Source organism: Enterobacter cloacae complex sp. 394F7 (assembly GCF_057320385.1).
In genome coordinates, this window is sequence record NZ_JBXWCS010000003.1 from 47,966 (window position 1) to 64,762 (window position 16,797).

The 16,797-nt window shown below is 53.7% G+C and carries 15 protein-coding genes; 7 read left to right on the top strand and 8 right to left on the bottom strand.

Annotated elements, in window-relative coordinates; all coding sequences use genetic code 11:
* The first annotated feature begins 237 nt into the window (after positions 1-237).
* Entirely contained in the window at positions 238-921 is a 684-nt protein-coding gene (locus tag AC2FAK_RS05120; protein ID WP_020687115.1) for an oligogalacturonate-specific porin KdgM family protein, read from the top strand.
* A 107-nt stretch (positions 922-1,028) separates the two neighbouring features.
* Here the strand turns inward: AC2FAK_RS05120 and AC2FAK_RS05125 are convergent, their stop codons facing one another.
* Positions 1,029-2,204 carry an oligogalacturonate lyase family protein gene (locus tag AC2FAK_RS05125; RefSeq protein WP_029883167.1) on the bottom strand — a complete coding sequence of 392 codons (1,176 nt, stop codon included), beginning with the start codon at positions 2,202-2,204 and terminating at the stop codon, positions 1,029-1,031.
* A gap of 299 nt (positions 2,205-2,503) precedes the next feature.
* On the opposite strand from AC2FAK_RS05125, the gene kduI reads away from it, so the two are divergent.
* From kduI to araE, 3 genes are all read left to right on the top strand, one after another.
* Positions 2,504-3,340 (top strand): 5-dehydro-4-deoxy-D-glucuronate isomerase, encoded by an 837-nt coding sequence (kduI, locus tag AC2FAK_RS05130; protein WP_095454962.1) that lies wholly within the window; start codon positions 2,504-2,506, stop codon positions 3,338-3,340.
* A 63-nt stretch (positions 3,341-3,403) separates the two neighbouring features.
* On the top strand, positions 3,404-4,165 hold the full coding sequence (gene kduD, locus AC2FAK_RS05135) for a 2-dehydro-3-deoxy-D-gluconate 5-dehydrogenase KduD (RefSeq protein ID WP_013098575.1): 762 nt from the start codon (positions 3,404-3,406) through the stop codon (positions 4,163-4,165).
* A gap of 295 nt (positions 4,166-4,460) precedes the next feature.
* On the top strand, positions 4,461-5,894 hold the full coding sequence (gene araE, locus AC2FAK_RS05140; RefSeq protein WP_286012102.1) for an arabinose-proton symporter AraE: 1,434 nt from the start codon (positions 4,461-4,463) through the stop codon (positions 5,892-5,894).
* A gap of 519 nt (positions 5,895-6,413) precedes the next feature.
* Here araE and AC2FAK_RS05145 read toward each other — a convergent pair.
* From AC2FAK_RS05145 to AC2FAK_RS05160, 4 genes are read right to left on the bottom strand one after another with little or no spacing between them, the layout of a single operon-like run.
* Positions 6,414-7,700, bottom strand: a complete 1,287-nt coding sequence (locus AC2FAK_RS05145) for an ABC transporter substrate-binding protein (RefSeq protein ID WP_095454963.1) — start codon at positions 7,698-7,700, stop codon at positions 6,414-6,416.
* A 13-nt stretch (positions 7,701-7,713) separates the two neighbouring features.
* The gene (locus AC2FAK_RS05150) at positions 7,714-8,838 is read right to left on the bottom strand and encodes an ABC transporter ATP-binding protein (protein ID WP_023620437.1); all 1,125 of its coding nucleotides are present in this window, start codon (positions 8,836-8,838) and stop codon (positions 7,714-7,716) included.
* Between the two features lie 12 nt (positions 8,839-8,850).
* On the bottom strand, positions 8,851-9,753 hold the full coding sequence (locus AC2FAK_RS05155) for a carbohydrate ABC transporter permease (RefSeq protein ID WP_023620436.1): 903 nt from the start codon (positions 9,751-9,753) through the stop codon (positions 8,851-8,853).
* Entirely contained in the window at positions 9,746-10,636 is an 891-nt protein-coding gene (locus tag AC2FAK_RS05160) for a carbohydrate ABC transporter permease (RefSeq protein WP_013098570.1), read from the bottom strand. Before AC2FAK_RS05160 ends, AC2FAK_RS05155 begins: the two co-directional genes overlap by 8 nt.
* A gap of 408 nt (positions 10,637-11,044) precedes the next feature.
* On the opposite strand from AC2FAK_RS05160, the gene wzz(fepE) reads away from it, so the two are divergent.
* The gene (wzz(fepE), locus tag AC2FAK_RS05165; RefSeq protein ID WP_013098569.1) at positions 11,045-12,169 is read left to right on the top strand and encodes an LPS O-antigen length regulator Wzz(fepE); all 1,125 of its coding nucleotides are present in this window, start codon (positions 11,045-11,047) and stop codon (positions 12,167-12,169) included.
* 40 nt (positions 12,170-12,209) lie between these two features.
* On the opposite strand, the gene AC2FAK_RS05170 is transcribed toward wzz(fepE), so the two are convergent.
* Positions 12,210-12,533: a cupin domain-containing protein gene (locus tag AC2FAK_RS05170; RefSeq protein WP_095454964.1), complete on the bottom strand. Its 324-nt coding sequence runs from the start codon at positions 12,531-12,533 to the stop codon at positions 12,210-12,212.
* Between the two features lie 135 nt (positions 12,534-12,668).
* Here AC2FAK_RS05170 and AC2FAK_RS05175 point away from each other — a divergent pair, with 135 nt between their 5' ends.
* Positions 12,669-13,361, top strand: coding sequence for an aspartate/glutamate racemase (locus AC2FAK_RS05175; protein ID WP_095454965.1), 693 nt, complete (start codon positions 12,669-12,671; stop codon positions 13,359-13,361).
* Here AC2FAK_RS05175 and AC2FAK_RS05180 read toward each other — a convergent pair.
* A complete protein-coding gene (locus AC2FAK_RS05180; RefSeq protein WP_095454966.1) occupies positions 13,356-14,282 on the bottom strand; it encodes a LysR family transcriptional regulator in 927 nt (308 codons plus the stop codon). The two genes, AC2FAK_RS05175 and AC2FAK_RS05180, sit on opposite strands and share 6 nt — an antisense overlap.
* A gap of 122 nt (positions 14,283-14,404) precedes the next feature.
* Between AC2FAK_RS05180 and lysA the strand changes: the two genes are divergently transcribed.
* Positions 14,405-15,667: a diaminopimelate decarboxylase gene (lysA, locus tag AC2FAK_RS05185; RefSeq protein ID WP_040021662.1), complete on the top strand. Its 1,263-nt coding sequence runs from the start codon at positions 14,405-14,407 to the stop codon at positions 15,665-15,667.
* Here lysA and AC2FAK_RS05190 read toward each other — a convergent pair.
* Complete coding sequence (locus tag AC2FAK_RS05190) at positions 15,637-16,674, bottom strand: LacI family DNA-binding transcriptional regulator (RefSeq protein WP_013098564.1); 1,038 nt, start codon at positions 16,672-16,674, stop codon at positions 15,637-15,639. The genes lysA and AC2FAK_RS05190 overlap by 31 nt on opposite strands.
* Between the last annotated feature and the right edge of the window lie 123 nt (positions 16,675-16,797).

The window sequence follows — 16,797 nt, forward strand, 5'->3', positions numbered from 1 at the left end:
CCTTCATAAAAAAACCTCCCGATGGGAGGTTTTTTTATGCGCGTTATTCCTGCCTGACGTGATCTCCCTCCATTAATTTCGCCTAAATCCCACTTGTTTGTTGACGTGTATCACGCCGATTTGTACCGAAAAAAATGAAACAAATAATTACGATCTTGCTCACTAAAATAGCATTTATTAAAAAATAAACTGCCATTCCATAAAAATGAAACGTTATTTTAATTGAGGGTTTTTGTCATGTTTAACAAATCTCTGGTTGTAGCTTCTCTTATTGGTACTTCTTTCGCCGCGCAGGCGGTGACCGTCGATCTGCGTCATGAATACATCGACAACGGCGCAAATGCAGACCGTGTTTCAGTCTCGCATCGCTTTGCGAATGGCGTCGGTTTTTCGGTAGAAGCGAAATGGAAATCGGGTGGTGATAAGGCCGACCAGCCGTTTGCGGATGTGGTGGGTAACGGTCATGAAGATCAAATTAGCTGGCGCTGGAAAGCGACAGAGAATATTGCGCTGACTCCCGCGTTCACGCTTGAGAGTAACGACAGCCGTACCATTTATAAACCGAACCTGCACCTGCAATACAGTTTCGATAATGGCTTTTACGTGGCCGCGCGCTACCGTTATGAATATACCCGTTATCCGTCGAGCTCTAATAAAGACGATGACAAAGTTAACCGTGGTGATGCCTGGGTCGGCTGGGTCATGGGAGACTGGCGTACCGAACTGAATTATGTTTATGCAAAAAGTACGGAAGGGATGGTCCGTAATAATAATAAAGATTATTCCACCGAATATAACGCGAAGCTGGCGTATAAATGGGATAAAAACTGGGCGCCGTATGTTGAGGTGGGTAACGTGGGTGTGAAAGAGAGCGATGAACGTCAGACCCGCTTCCGTTTAGGCGTGGCGTATTCCTTCTGATATTTCCCTCCTGGCCCGGTGAGCGCAGCGTCACCGGGCAAAACGTTCAGAGCAAAAAAAGCCCTCCGTAAGGAGGGCAAGGCCAGTTACAGAAACACATTTTTAAATCATGCAGACAACATATCCGGTTGCGCGGGGAGTTTCGCAATATAGAGGGCAGGTTTACCGTCTTTATCGGAACTGAACAGCACCGCTTTCTCGTCTGGTGTAAAGGAGGGATGCGGATGGGTGACCTGGCGGCTATTTTCCACCGTCGCCCAGGAGGTGTCATGACGGGCGATGCGATAGTAGCGCTTTTTCGCCACGTCAAAGGCGTAGAGATAGGGATCGTTATCGATGGTGTAACCGTGGGTGTCTTTCACATCCACCGGTGTGCCGGAACCGTCGCCCACCAGTAACGTGCCGTCGAAATTACTCATCAAATGTGAACAGGATGGCATCTGCATTATCGTCTCATTCACGCCGGTTTGTGGATCGAAGCGGCAGATGGAACGACCCTGCTGGCCTTTCAGATACGAGACGTATACCAGCGCGGAGCCATCCGGGACCCAGAATTCGTGGGTACAGCTTTCACCTTGTGCATGGGTTTTGACTTTACGTATGTCGGTGCCATCTTCGTTGACCAGCCACATCCGGGCATCGACCAGATCGTGTGGTCCCTCGTGACAAAACGCCACCGTATGGTCATCAAACGGACGATAGATAGGATGCCCCAGCCACTTCTTCTCTTCATGAATGATTGAGCTCTCGCCGGTTTTCAGATCCACGCGCAGCAACCTGCAGTGTGGCCCTTTATGGAAGAAGTCGTGGAAAATTTGCCAGTCGTTCAGCGGTGTCCAGTCGCGTTTCGCAATTTCAATGCCCACAAGGCTGGTGCAGTCGCTGTTCGCCACCCAGGTGCCGTAACCGACCCAGTCATCCGGGACGCGGTACACTTCACGCTCTGCCCGTGTCTCAAGAGAGACCTCCATAAGCGTGCGATCGTTCTTCACATAGTAGAAGGCGCGATCGTCCGGGGAGAGAAATCCGCCAAAGGTGTTATCGCCTGCGCCCTCTGTCAGCTGTACGGCTTCGGCGTTCTGCAGATCCAGCAGGTAATAGTTCCAGTGACCATCGAACGCTCCGGCGAACAGCAGATGACTGCCGTCATTAAAGAAGCACTTCTGGTAAAAGTAGTTGCGATGACAGGTTACTTCAGGCGGGGTCAGACGCGTGACTTCCACGCCTGTATCCGGATCCCGGCCGATCTCGTAGTTCAGCTTGACCCGCATACCTTTAGCCATAATGCGCTCCTTTCGGCAATAAAAATAAGATTAAAAAGTAGGTGTTAAATTATCAAAACACTGTTTTATTTAGTGTGACTTATCACGCAGTTTGTCAGTTTGAGGGAGATGAAGCGGCGAATCCTGACGCTTCCGTGATCGGAACACCATTTCTGGTATAAAGAATCACAAAAAATGAAACGATGTTTTAAATGTAATTGAAAACCCCATTATGGGCGTTTACACTGTGCTTATCCTTAAAACGGAACGATGTTTCGTTAATTTTCTGCCTTCGGGCACGATCCATTCTGGAGGTTATCGTGGACGTCAGACAAAGCATCCACAGCGCGCACGCCAAAACCCTCGACACGCAGGGGCTGCGCAGTGAATTTTTAGTTGAGCAGGTGTTTGAAGCCGATCGCTACACCATGGTCTACAGCCACATTGACCGCATTATTGTGGGCGGAATTATGCCGGTGACCAAAACTGTCTCCGTGGGTGGGGAAGTGGGTAAGCAGCTCGGCGTGAGCTATTTCCTGGAACGGCGTGAACTGGGCGTGATTAACATTGGCGGGCCGGGCACCATTACGGTTGACGGCCAGTGCTACGAAATTGGTCACCGCGACGCGCTGTATGTCGGCAAGGGCGCGAAAGAGGTGGTTTTTGCCAGCGTCGACGGCAGCACGCCAGCGAAGTTTTACTACAACTGCGCCCCGGCTCACACCACCTGTCCTACCAAAAAAGTTACCCCGGCAGACGTAGCCCCGGTGACGCTGGGCGATAACCTCACCAGCAATCGTCGCACCATCAACAAATACTTCGTTCCGGATGTGCTGGAGACCTGCCAGCTCAGCATGGGGATGACCGAGCTGGCGCCGGGCAACCTGTGGAACACCATGCCGTGCCATACCCACGAGCGCCGCATGGAGGTCTATTTCTACTTCAACATGGATGAGGATGCCTGCGTATTCCACATGATGGGGCAACCGCAGGAAACACGCCATATCGTGATGCATAACGAGCAGGCGGTTATCTCTCCAAGCTGGTCAATTCACTCCGGCGTGGGGACGAAGGCGTACACCTTCATCTGGGGAATGGTCGGTGAAAACCAGGTCTTTGATGACATGGACCACGTCGCGGTAAAAGATCTGCGCTAGTCGCGGGCAGTTAAGCATAAATCTGCCTGTTGCTGACAGGCATCGAAAGAGTAAGGAACAAACATGATTCTGGATGCATTCTCTCTGCAAGGTAAAGTGGCTGTGGTTTCCGGTTGTGACACCGGTCTGGGCCAGGGCATGGCGTTAGGGCTGGCAGAAGCGGGCTGCGATATCGTGGGCATCAACATCGTCGAGCCTACGGAAACCATCGAGCGCGTGACCGCGCTGGGCCGCCGTTTCCTGAGCCTGACCGCGGACCTGCGTAAAATCGACGCCATTCCTGACCTGCTGGATCGCGCCGTGGCGGAATTCGGTCATATCGATATTCTGGTCAATAATGCCGGGTTGATCCGCCGTGAAGACGCGATTAACTTCAGCGAGCGCGACTGGGACGACGTGATGAACCTGAATATCAAAAGCGTGTTCTTTATGTCTCAGGCGGCGGCGAAACACTTCATCGCTCAGGGGAACGGCGGCAAGATTATCAATATCGCCTCCATGCTCTCCTTCCAGGGGGGCATCCGGGTGCCGTCTTACACCGCGTCAAAAAGCGCAGTGATGGGGGTCACCCGTCTGCTGGCGAACGAATGGGCGAAGCACAATATCAACGTTAACGCCATTGCCCCGGGCTACATGGCGACCAACAACACCCAGCAGCTGCGTGCGGACGAGCAGCGTAGCGCGGAAATCCTTGACCGAATCCCGGCAGGGCGTTGGGGGCTGCCGGACGATCTGAAAGGACCTGTGGTGTTCCTGGCATCGAAGGCGTCGGACTACATCAACGGTTATACCGTAGCGGTTGATGGCGGCTGGCTGGCGCGTTAATTCGCGCTGACGAAAGAGCCTCTGCCTGCGGGTGGAGGTTTTTTTTTGCTCAAAAATTGTCATTATCCATATCGACAAAGATGAAAAATCCATACTAAAAAATCATAAATGACACGCATCACAGTTTTATTACTTAAATATTAATCAATTAGTAAAATATGGCGATATTTCACCGCGAGTTGAAATTGTAATGTCCATCACAGATCGCCATGCCATAGCGAAATAATCCATATCTTCGCGAATTCCGGCCTGACACTTTTCTTCGCTATCTCGTAATTTCACTTAACGAATTTCTCTGTTCAGGCAGGAAACTATGACATCTATAAATGACTCTACCCTCATGCCCGCGGCGCTGCGCGATACTCGCCGCATGAACCAGTTTGTCTCCATTGCGGCGGCAGTGGCTGGCTTGTTATTTGGACTGGATATCGGCGTCATTGCTGGCGCATTACCGTTTATTACCGATCACTTTACGCTGAGCAGTCGCCTGCAGGAGTGGGTGGTGAGCAGCATGATGCTTGGCGCGGCCATCGGCGCGCTGTTCAACGGCTGGCTCTCGTTCCGTCTCGGGCGCAAATATAGCCTGATGGTTGGGGCGATCCTGTTTGTGGCTGGCTCCATTGGCTCTGCGTTCGCCACCAACGTGGAAGTGCTGCTGCTCTCCCGCGTCCTGCTGGGCGTGGCGGTCGGGATTGCCTCCTACACTGCGCCGCTGTATCTCTCGGAGATGGCGAGCGAGAACGTGCGCGGCAAGATGATCAGTATGTACCAGCTGATGGTCACGCTGGGTATCGTACTGGCGTTTCTGTCGGATACTTACTTCAGCTACAGCGGTAACTGGCGCGCCATGCTGGGCGTGCTGGCGCTGCCGGCGCTGTTGCTGATTGTACTGGTGATTTTCCTGCCGAACAGCCCGCGCTGGCTGGCGCAGAAAGGTCGTCACGTGGAAGCGGAAGAGGTGCTGCGCATGCTGCGTGATACCTCAGAGAAAGCGCGTGAAGAGCTGAACGAGATCCGTGAAAGCCTGAAGCTGAAGCAGGGCGGCTGGTCGCTGTTTAAAGCCAACCGCAACGTGCGTCGCGCGGTGTTCCTTGGCATGCTGCTGCAGGCGATGCAGCAGTTCACCGGGATGAACATCATCATGTATTACGCGCCGCGTATCTTCAAAATGGCCGGATTTACCACCACTGAACAGCAGATGATTGCAACGCTGGTGGTCGGGCTGACCTTTATGTTTGCCACGTTTATCGCGGTATTTACCGTGGATAAAGCCGGTCGTAAACCGGCGCTGAAGATTGGCTTTAGCGTAATGGCGCTCGGTACGCTGATCCTCGGTTACTGTCTGATGCAGTTTGATAATGGCACCGCCTCAAGCGGTCTCTCCTGGCTCTCTGTCGGGATGACCATGATGTGTATCGCCGGATATGCCATGAGCGCCGCACCGGTGGTGTGGATCCTGTGCTCTGAAATTCAGCCGCTGAAGTGCCGCGACTTTGGCATCACCTGTTCCACCACCACCAACTGGGTGTCGAACATGATCATCGGCGCAACCTTCCTGACGCTGCTGGATGCCATTGGCGCAGCAGGAACGTTCTGGCTCTACACGGTACTGAACGTGGTGTTTATCGGTGTGACCTTCTGGCTGATTCCTGAAACCAAAGGCGTGACGCTGGAGCATATTGAACGCAAGCTGATGAGCGGGGAGAAATTACGTAATATTGGCGTGTAATTTATTCCCTCGCCCTAACCCTCTCCCCAAAGGTTGAGGGATCCCCATAAAATAATGTCTGCACGGAGGACCCCCTCTCCCTTGAGGGAGAGGGTTGGGGTGAGGGGGAACATACGGCTGTAGAGGTAATTCCGTTCACTTTCTGTTCCTTGCTACTCTGTAACGGCATGACTTGTGAACGTGCCAGGGCGGCTCAATCGCCGCCGCCCTGGCGACCCGGGCTCCCGGCGGTAAATCGCCGCTTCGCGGTGCCCTGGGCTTATTCCTTCCGGCTTATTGGGGACGGGCGGATGTAACGTCCCTGTAAAGCTGCCCTCTCGGCGCATCTATGCGCCTCGCCCCGGCCTGCAGGGAACGCCTCAGCGATTTACAGCCGGACCAGGGCGTCGCTGTAAGTCATTAATTTTCCTGAAGCAACATTCATCGCTTTCGGTAAAAAATTACTGGGGATCCCTCAGCCCCAAAGGAGAGGGAATGGTTTGCTCCCTCTCCTTTTAAGGGAGAGGGCCGGAGTGAGGGTTAACGCATCGCCCGCTTCAGAATACGCTCAGCCTGACGCTGGAAATCTGCAGCGGTCTCTTCCACCGATTTCTGACCATAGTCGATATACTGCAGCGAGGTGCCGAACTGCGCCACAATCTGTGGATCGTCAAAGTAAGGTGACACGCTGAGTTTTGCAGGCAGCGACTGCGCCAGACGCAGGCCTGCAACCGACGGGTCGTTTTCTTTAATGGTACCGGCTTCAGTCAGGTACTGAACCGCCACTTTGCTCAGCGGTACGCCACGCTCCAGGCCCAGCGTCTCCACACCCTCTTTACTGTTCAGCAGGAAGTTAATCAGCTTTGCCGCCGCTTCCGGGTTTTTGGTCGATTTACCGATCGACAGCATCTGTGCCGGTTTGAAGAACAGGCCCGCATCCGTGGCACCCGGCAGCATCGGGTAACTGCCCAGCACCAGTTTTGCCGGTGGCTTGAGGTTATCGGAGTATTTATTGATGGTGGAGTTCCACATATAGGTGCCGCCCCATTCCCCGTGGATCCACGGCTTCATCTCATACATGTTGCTCTTGCCAAACGACGCATAGTATTTGGTGTCCGGCATCACATGGCTATCAATCAGTTTTTTGTAGGTCTGGAAGAACTCCACCCATTGCGCCTTGCTGTAGGTGAATTTTTTGGTTTTCTCGTCCACGGCAGGGATGTTGTATTTCTGAACCATGTAAGAATTTAGCAGCGCCAGCGTGTCCTGGTGTTCCAGTATGACAGGGTAATACTGCTTGCCGAGCTTGCTTTCGAAGGTTTTACCGGCGGCCATCAGTTCGTCCCAGGTTTTTGGGTACTCGATGCCCGCTTTTTTCCACGTTTCGTCGTTAAAGTAGAAGACGCGCGCGGTCACGGAAATTGGGATCCCGTTCAGCTTGCCGTTGACCGTTGTGGACTGGAGCTCTTTGGCATCAAACTGGCTTAGATCTATCACGTCCTTCATTTTGTTCAGATCGTAAAAGCCGTCGCCGGTTTTCGAGAAGATCGGCAGCCAGTTCCAGTTGGTTTGCATCACATCCGGCTCTGTGCCGCCTGCGATCTGGGTGGTCAGACGGGAAAGATGGCCGTCCCAGCCGGTGTATTCCGCCTTAACGTTAATGTCCGGGTTCTGTTTATGGAACTCTTCTAACGCTTTCAGCGTCACCTGGTGACGGCCATTACCGCCCCACCAGGACATACGTAAATCGGTATTTTGCGCCATCGATGGCAAAGCAGTAAGGCCCAGGGTCGCGGAGATTGCTGCGCTTAAAAGCACATTTTTCATTTTTCTTGCTCCATCAGAGAGAGAGGTTCAGTTCAGTTTTTGCGTCAAAAATATGGCACTTATTCATGTCGAAGCGGAAATAGACTTTGCGGTTAAGCCCTTTAGCAATCATCGGCTTAGCCTCTTCCGAAGGGATTCTGGCGGTCAGTTCGTGGTCTGCTACCTTCAGGTACACAAAGAATTCGTGGCCCATGTTCTCCACGCGCACCATTTCGCCGCTGCACCCATCCGGGAAAGGCGAGTCTGAGATCGACACAAATTCCGGACGCACGCCGTAGAACACGTCCTGACCGGCGTAAGCAGCGACTTTCTCCTGCGTTTGTGCATTGAGCGGCATGGTTTCATTGCCGAGGGTGATGTGCAGTTGCCCGGCTTTTTCCACCAGCTGGCTTTTACGAATGTTCATCTCCGGTGCACCGATGAATCCCGCGACGAACATGTTGTTGGGCTTGTGGTAAAGATTATCCGGGGTATCGACCTGCATGATGTGGCCCAGCTTCATTACACAAATACGGTCGCCCATGGTCATCGCTTCGGTCTGGTCATGCGTGACGTAGACGGTGGTGGCCGGTTTACCGGACTGCTTCAGCTGCTTATGCAGATCTGAAATACGAATACGCATCGAGGCACGGAGCTTGGCATCAAGGTTTGACAGCGGTTCGTCAAAGAGAAACACGTCCGGCTTTTTCACAATCGCGCGGCCAACCGCAACGCGCTGGGCCTGTCCACCGGAAAGCTGACGCGGCAGGCGGTCAAGCAGTGACTCCAGCTCCAGGATTTTTGCCGCTTCGTTTACCTGCGACTCAATTTGCTCTTTCGGCAGTTTGCTCAGCTTCAGACCAAAGGCCAGATTTTCGCGCACCGTCATGTGCGGGTAGAGCGCGTAGTTCTGGAACACCATCGCAATGCCGCGCTCCTTCGGTGCGAGGTTGTTCACGATTTTATCGCCGATCCGCACTTCACCGCCGCTGATGGTTTCCAGCCCCGCCAGCATGCGAAGGGTGGTGGACTTGGCACAGCCGGATGGACCGACGATCACCATAAACTCCCCCTCCGCGATCTTCAGGTCGATAGCATGTACGGCTTTGAAGCCGTTGGAGTAAACCTTTTCCAGTTTATTGAAGACAACTTCTGCCATGATATTTCCCTCTTAACCTTTAATTCCGCTGCTGGAGACGCCCTGCACGAAGTAGCGTTGGGCCAGGAAGAACACAATGATGGATGGCAGAATGGAGATGCTCGCCATTGCCAGAATTTCGTTCCACGGCGCACCTTCGGTAACGTCGATGGACATTTTCAGCGCTAATGCAATCGGGTATTTATCCACGCTGTAGACATAAATCAGCGGCCCGATAAAGTCATTCATTGACCACATGAACTGGAACAGGGCGACGGAGATAATGGCCGGTTTCAGGATCGGCACCACCACGTACCACAGTACCTGAAGGGAGTTACAGCCGTCGATTTGCGCCGCCTCTTCCATGTCACGCGGCACGCCGCGCAGGAACTGGATCAGCATAAAGACGAAGAACCCCTGCGTGGCGAAGGCCAGCGGCAGGTACAGTGGCATGTAGCTGTTCAACATGCCCATTTCACGGAACATCAGGTACTGCGGAATCAACAGCACGGTGCTGGGCAGCAGCATGGTGGTGATGAGCGTGGCGAACCAGAATTTTTTCCACGGGATCTCAAAGCGGGCAAAACCATACGCCACAATGGTGGAGGAGATAATGGTCAGGATCACTTTGGGGATCACGTACTTAAAGGTGTTCAGCATGTAATGGCCGAAGGTGTACTCGGTCCCGGTCTTCCAGCCGTTGATAAACCCGTCCCAGGTGGCATGTGCCGGCCACAGGCTCAGGGTAGTGAAGATCTCGTGGTTCGGTTTGAACGACGCTGAGAACATCCACACCAGCGGGTAGAGCATCAGCAGGCCGACAAACAGCAGGATCGTATAGCGAACGGTGGCGTTGATTTTCTCTCTGCGCTGCGTACGGGCAACCTCGCGTTCGGCGACGCTTCTTGCCGCGGAAAGGTGTTGAATATCAGCCATTTTTGCCTCCTTTATCGGCGGAGTAGAACACCCAGTATTTCGACGACTTAAAGGCGATACCGGCAAAGACGGCCACCACCAGGAACAGGATCCACGCCAGCGCCGCGCCATAACCCATATCGAAATATTTAAACGCCGTGTCGTAGATGTAGAGCGAGAACAGATAGGTCGAGTAGGTTGGTCCGCCGCCGGTAATGACGTACGGCCCGGTAAATTCCTGGAATGCCTGAGTGGTTTGCATGATGAAGTTGAAGAAAATCACCGGCGTAATCAGCGGCACGGTCACTTTCATGAACATTTGCCATCTGGACGCGCCGTCGATCATTGCCGCTTCATACTGAGACTGCGGAACGTTTTGCAGCGCCGCCAGGAAGATGACCATCGCGGAGCCGAACTGCCAGACGCGCAGCAGGGTCACGGACATCAGCGCCAGAGAGGGTTCACCCAGCCAGTTCACCGGGTCGAAGCCAAATACGCCAATAAAGCTGTTCAGCAGACCATCTATCGCAAATAAGGCGCGCCACAACACAGCAATCGCCACGGAGCTGCCGAGGATCGACGGAATATAGTAAGCGGTACGGAAAAAGCCGATCCCGCGTAATTTGAAGTTGAGAACAAACGCAATCCCTAATGCAAACGCGAGCTTCAGCGGAATGGTCAAAAATACATACGCGAACGTGACACCCATTGATGTCCAGAAGAGCGTGTCTTCGGTAAACATATAGCGATAGTTTTCGATGCCGTTAAACACCGGCGGGCTCATCAAATCGTAATCCGTGAAACTGAGGAAAAACGATGAGACGAAGGGGAAAGCCGTAAAGAGTATCAACCCAATAATGTAGGGTGATATCCATGCGAGCCCCAGCAGCTTGTTTTCATTCATACAGACCTACCTGGCAATCAGTGGGTGAAATGACGGTATGAGTTTCAGGACATCCGAACCGTAGCTTTCGAATAATAAAACAGTGTTTTATTTTATATTATGGCTATTTTTTCCCGCGTCATTCGCTTAATGATGGAAATGTGATCAGCATCGAAACGCTGTTTCAATAAAGTGAGGAGGGTGGCATTTTGCCGCTATTTCTGGCGATCAAGGCAGGTCTTGCATGTAAGCAGAAAGAAAAGCGGATGATTAATAACAATAATACCGGAAAGGTACTAACTACCAACTTTGATAGCCAGTACACAGATAGATCAATATCGCGTTCAGATTATTCTTACTTTCTTGTATCATCGGACCACTTGAACTCACGAGGCAGAAATTACCTGCACTCTTAACAGAAGAACGTCTATGTCAGCGATGGATTTCAAAAAAAACACGGACCTCGATTTTCCTTCTTATGCCACCCCGGCTGTCAGCACTAAAGAAATCGACCTTTTGGGGCTGTTAGACATCCTGCTTGCCGCCAAAAAACGCATCATCGCAATTGCGTTCGCGTTTGCGCTGGCCGGACTGGCGATTGCCTTTTTACTGCCGCAGAAATGGACCAGTAAAGCGGTGATCACGCCTGCCGAACAGACGCAGTGGAACCCGCTGCGCCAGATGATGGTGGCACTCCAGGTTCTGGATGTGGACGTAAAAGTGTCCCGTGATGAAGTGTTTGGACTGTTTATCAAAAAGTTTCAGTCGCAGTCATTGCTTGAAGAGTATATGAAATCCTCCCCTTACGTTATGTCACAGCTTGAGGGGACAAACGTGGATCCGCTGGAGCTGCATCGTGCGGTGGTCAATATCTCTGAGAAGATGAAAGCGATTGATAACACTCAGGTAAAAGACGCGGATAAAGCGCCTTACGTCTCCTGGACGCTCAGCTTCACCGCCCCCACGGCGGGAGATGCGCAAACCGTTCTGGAAGGGTATATCAAGTATATTGCCGCGATTGTCGAGCAAGAGATCATGCTGAATATCCGTAACCAGCTCGCCCTGAAAACGAAGGTGGTAGAGCAGCAGCTGGATCTGGATCGGGTGCGTCTGACCAATATTCACAACACCAATCTGCAGCGTCTTAACTATTCGCTGGAAGTGGCTAACGCGGCGGGTATTAAGAAACCTGTCTACAGCAACGGACAGGCCGTAAAAGACGATCCGGATTACTCCGTTGCCCTGGGCGCTGACGGTATCGCGCAGAAATTGCAGATTGAGAAAAATCTTAAGGATGTGTCTGAGCTGAATGCAGACTTCCAGAACCGTGAATATTATCTGGCGCAGCTGAAAAAACTCTCCGTTGAAGACGTTAAACTGGAACCCTTCAAGTATCAGCTTTCACCTTCCATGCCGGTGAAAAAAGATGGCCCGGGGAAAGCGCTGATTGTCATGCTGGCGGGGATCCTGGGTGGGCTGTTCGCCTGCGGTAGCGTGCTGCTTCGTGAAGCGATGCTTAGCCGTAACCCGCTGCCAGAGCCGGTAGCGGAATAACTGACGCAGAGACAAAGGGCGCTGAAATCAGCGCCCTTTTTTATTGCAAAAAATCTTCCCGTACGGGGGTAAAGGTATCCAGCAGGGTGCCGGGTTGAAGACATACGCAGCCGTGCATGACATGCGGCGCTTTGTAGAGCGTATCGCCGGCCCTGACGATATGCTTCTCTTCACCAATGGTGAATTCGAACTCACCGGACAGCACATAGGTTAGCTGTTCATGCGGATGGCTATGCAACGGGCCAATCGCGCCCTGGGCGAAATTCACTTCAACCGCCATCATCTTACCGCTATGGGCCAGGATCCGACGGGTTACGCCGTTACCCAGATCGTCAAGCGTGGTCTCGTTGTGGAAAATAAACATGCCTTCCCTCATCATAAAATGAAATATTGTTTCATTTAATTTATATCACCTCTTTTTAAAAAGAAACGGCGCGACAAAGAACTGGAAACGCGATCACAAGTTTGCTTCACTGAGATAAACAAAGAAGGAGGGATAATGAAAACAATCGGCCTGCTGGGTGGCATGAGCTGGGAATCGACCATTCCCTACTATCGTTTAATTAATGAAGGGGTGAAGCAGCGCCTCGGGGGACTGCATTCTGCCAGTCTGCTGCTGCACAGCGTGGATTTCCATGAGATTGAAGCGTGCCAGTCGAGCGGTGAATGGGACAAAGCCGGAGAGATACTGGCGCAGGCGGCACTCGGACTTCAGCGTGCCGGTGCCGAAGGGATTTTGCTCTGTACCAACACGATGCATAAAGTCGCTTCGCACATTGAAGCGCGTTGCCCGCTGCCGTTTTTGCATATTGCGGATGCGACCGGGCGCGCGATTGGCGCGGCGGGGATGCGTCGCGTGGCGCTGCTGGGAACGCGCTACACCATGGAGCAGGATTTTTACCGTGGCCGGTTGAGCGGTGAGTTCGGTATCGAAAGCCTGATCCCGGATGATGCCGACCGGGCGCGCATTAATAAGATTATTTTTGATGAGCTTTGCCTCGGCACCTTCAGTGAGTCTTCCCGGGCGTATTACGTCAGCGTGATTGAACAACTTGCCCGGCAGGGGGCTGAAGGGGTGATCTTCGGCTGTACCGAGATCGGCCTGCTGGTACCGGCTGAGCGAAGCCCGATCCCGGTATTCGACACTGCCGCCATTCACGCTGCCGATGCCGTTGAGTTTATGCTGTCATAACGGATTTTGCCGGTCAGGTAAGCGAAGCGCCACCTGACGCGCATGCTCAATCAAATGCCCGGTAAAGGCGTCAACCAGTGCCGACGCCGGGCGATGCAGGGGGCGGATCAGGCTGACGGTAAACGGGACGGAGAGGCTAAACGGGCGAATCACAATCTCGCTCCCGGCGTAGTCCAGCGCTGTAAGCGGGTTAACCACGGCTACGCCTACCCCGGCACGTACCATCGCGCATATTGAGGCCGCGCTGTGCGTTTCTACTACCATCCGGCGTTTTACCTGATGTTCGGCAAACAGCGTGTCCAGCAGCTGTCGATAGCTGTCGGTCTGCGACAGGCTAATGTAATTTTCCCCGTGGAAATCAGCGGGGGTCAGCATTGCTTTACTGGCAAGCCGGTGCCCGGCAGGAAGCACGCAAACCTCATCCAGCGTGAGCAGTTCCGTGCGCTCCGTACCTGCAGGGGTGGTGAGGGTTTCGGTTAACCCCAGGTCGTGACGCTGCGCTGAAAGCCACTCTTCCAGCAGCGGAGATTCCTGCGGCACGATAGTGAGACTGACCTCCGGATAGCGGGCCAGAAAAGGCTGCAGCAGCGTCGGTAAAAAGGATTGTGAAAAGACGGGCAGGCAGACAATCGACAGTTCGCCCTGACGAAACTCGCGCAGGCTTTCCGCCGCACTGACAATTCTGTCCAGCCCATACCACGAGCGCTGCACTTCCTCGAACAGACGCAGCCCTTGTACCGTTGGGTACAGCCGGCCCCGGGTGCGTTCAAACAGTTTCAGTCCCAGCACTTTCTCGAACCGTGCCAGCTCGCGGCTTACCGTAGGCTGCGAGGTGTGCAGCATCTGCGCGGCTTCGGTGAGGTTGCCGGCGGTCATCACGGCGTGAAAAATCTCAATATGGCGTAAGTTGACGGCGGGCATAGGGCACCTGAAAGCGAAGGACTGTCCATATCATTTTTGCATAGACTCGCGATAAAACGATATTTTTTATTCTCTTTCTGCTGTGGCGTAATCATAAAAAAGATGACCACCCGGAGAAGACCATGCCACGCCCGCTTAACCAGACTGACACCGATTTAAATGCCGATAACCTGCTGCGCCTGCCTGCCGAGTTTGGCTGCCCGGTATGGGTGTACGATGCGCAAATCGTTCGCGAGAAGATTGCTGCGCTGCATCAGTTTGACGTGGTGCGTTTTGCCCAGAAGGCGTGCTCCAATATCCATATCCTGCGCCTGATGCGCGAGCAGGGCGTGAAGGTTGACTCCGTGTCGCTGGGTGAAATCGAGCGCGCGCTGGCGGCTGGCTTCGATCCTAAAACCGATCCTGACGCAATTGTCTTTACTGCGGATCTGATCGACGACGCGACGCTTGCCCGCGTGCATGAACTGCAGATCCCGGTTAATGCCGGGTCTGTGGATATGCTGGAACAGCTTGGACAGGTTTCCCCCGGCCACCGCGTCTGGCTACGTGTGAACCCCGGTTTTGGCCATGGTCACAGCCAGAAAACCAACACTGGCGGTGAAAACAGTAAACACGGCATCTGGTATGCCGATATGCCCGCCGCCCTGGAGGTATTACAGCGTTACAACCTGAAGCTGGTGGGCATTCATATGCACATTGGTTCGGGCGTGGATTACGGTCACCTGGAACAGGTGTGCGGCGCGATGGTGCGTCAGGTTATCGACTTTGGGCAGGATCTGGAGGCGATCTCCGCCGGTGGCGGCCTTTCGATTCCTTATCGTGAAGGGGAAGAGGCGATCGATACCGATCACTATTACGGCCTGTGGAGCGCCGCCCGCGACAAAGTGGCCGCGCATGTGGGGCATCCGGTGAAGCTCGAAATTGAACCGGGTCGTTTCCTGGTGGCGGAATCTGGCGTGCTGGTTGCTCAGGTGCGTAGCGTGAAAGAGATGGGATCGCGCCACTTCGTGCTGATTGATGCGGGCTTTAATGACCTGATGCGTCCGTCCATGTATGGCAGCTACCACCATATTTCAGCGCTCGCCGCCGATGGACGCGATTTAACCGACGCCCCACGTATTGATACGGTTGTCGCAGGCCCGCTGTGTGAATCGGGCGATGTCTTTACCCAGCAGGAAGGGGGTAAAGTAGAAACCCGCGCGCTGCCGGAGGTGAAACCCGGGGATTATCTGGTGCTGCACGATACCGGCGCTTATGGGGCGTCGATGTCTTCTAACTACAATAGCCGCCCGCTGCTGCCGGAAGTGCTGTTTGATAACGGCAAGGCGCGGCTGATCCGTCGCCGCCAGACCATTCAGGAATTGCTGGCGCTGGAACTCGTCTGAGTAAAATATGGCCCCGTGGTTACCGAGTCGCGTAGTACCAGCGTACCGGTAAACGGCGGGATCGCTTCTACCGGCTGGTTTTTTGCCAGCCGGATCGCCTGGTCGATGGCCGTGACAATCATATTATCTATCGGCAGATAGACCGATGAGAGCGCAGGCTCGAGCCATTTTGCGCTGGGCGCATCGTCAAAGCCAAACAGTGAAATATCCTGCGGGATCTTCAGCCCTGCCTGGTGCAAGGCTTTGGACGCTCCCAGCGCCATATCATCGTTACAGGCAAACAGGGCGCTAAACGGCACACCGTCGGCAATCAACTCCCTGCACAACTCATACCCCCGCGTCATGCCCGCATCGCCGTACTTAATCCGCCGCTCATCCAGACGAATGCCGTGCTTTTCCAGCGCCTTACGGTAGCCCATCAGGCGGGCTTTACCGGTAGGGGTGTGGATAGGGACGGTAATACAGGCGATCTCCCGGTGGCCCTGGTTTATCAGGTAATCCACGGCCTTAAAGGCGGCATCCTGCTGTTCGAAGAAGACGCAGCGATCGGGAGCCTGGCTGACTTCCCGGTTGATGACCACCAGCGGGGTTTGCACGGAGTGGATCAACTTCATGATCGCTTTTTCGCTCATGTACCGCGTGTAGAGCACAATGGCGTCACACTTGCGATCGGCCAGCATCTGTACCGCCTGTTCTTCCTGTTCCGGCGCGTCATGACCATCGGTGACGATCAGCTGCTTCCCGTGCGTTTCGGTCTGCCGGGAGGCCTGCTGAAGGAGGCGGCCAAAGTAAAAGCCATCGAAGGTCGAGACCACCAGACCAATGCTGTTGCTGGTCTGGTTAGCCAGCGAACGCGCGAGAAAATTCGGGCGATACCCCAGCTCTTCCATTGCCGCGAACACCTGCTGACGCGTGCTCTCTTTGACCTGACCTGTGCCGTTCAGCACGCGCGATACCGTGGCTTTTGATACACCTGCGCGCAGTGAGACATCCAGCATTGTTGCCATTAGACATTCCTGATTCCACGTAACGATCTGCAGTTTAACACAGACCATCCGGCGCATAAGCGACGCGGGAAGGGCAAAACGCCCATCACGATCACGCTTTTCAGTAACGATCTGTCAGAACCG

What these genes read in the sequence shown, in the direction of transcription:
- AC2FAK_RS05125 (WP_029883167.1), bottom strand. Translation starts at nt 2,204, where the DNA reads ATGGCTAAAGGTATGCGGGTCAAGCTGAACTACGAGATCGGCCGGGAT.
- AC2FAK_RS05155 (WP_023620436.1), bottom strand. Translation starts at nt 9,753, where the DNA reads ATGGCTGATATTCAACACCTTTCCGCGGCAAGAAGCGTCGCCGAACGC.
- kduD (WP_013098575.1), top strand. Translation starts at nt 3,404, where the DNA reads ATGATTCTGGATGCATTCTCTCTGCAAGGTAAAGTGGCTGTGGTTTCC.
- AC2FAK_RS05180 (WP_095454966.1), bottom strand. Translation starts at nt 14,282, where the DNA reads ATGCCCGCCGTCAACTTACGCCATATTGAGATTTTTCACGCCGTGATG.
- AC2FAK_RS05175 (WP_095454965.1), top strand. Translation starts at nt 12,669, where the DNA reads ATGAAAACAATCGGCCTGCTGGGTGGCATGAGCTGGGAATCGACCATT.
- AC2FAK_RS05170 (WP_095454964.1), bottom strand. Translation starts at nt 12,533, where the DNA reads ATGTTTATTTTCCACAACGAGACCACGCTTGACGATCTGGGTAACGGC.
- AC2FAK_RS05150 (WP_023620437.1), bottom strand. Translation starts at nt 8,838, where the DNA reads ATGGCAGAAGTTGTCTTCAATAAACTGGAAAAGGTTTACTCCAACGGC.
- AC2FAK_RS05190 (WP_013098564.1), bottom strand. Translation starts at nt 16,674, where the DNA reads ATGGCAACAATGCTGGATGTCTCACTGCGCGCAGGTGTATCAAAAGCC.
- AC2FAK_RS05160 (WP_013098570.1), bottom strand. Translation starts at nt 10,636, where the DNA reads ATGAATGAAAACAAGCTGCTGGGGCTCGCATGGATATCACCCTACATT.
- lysA (WP_040021662.1), top strand. Translation starts at nt 14,405, where the DNA reads ATGCCACGCCCGCTTAACCAGACTGACACCGATTTAAATGCCGATAAC.
- AC2FAK_RS05145 (WP_095454963.1), bottom strand. Translation starts at nt 7,700, where the DNA reads ATGAAAAATGTGCTTTTAAGCGCAGCAATCTCCGCGACCCTGGGCCTT.
- AC2FAK_RS05120 (WP_020687115.1), top strand. Translation starts at nt 238, where the DNA reads ATGTTTAACAAATCTCTGGTTGTAGCTTCTCTTATTGGTACTTCTTTC.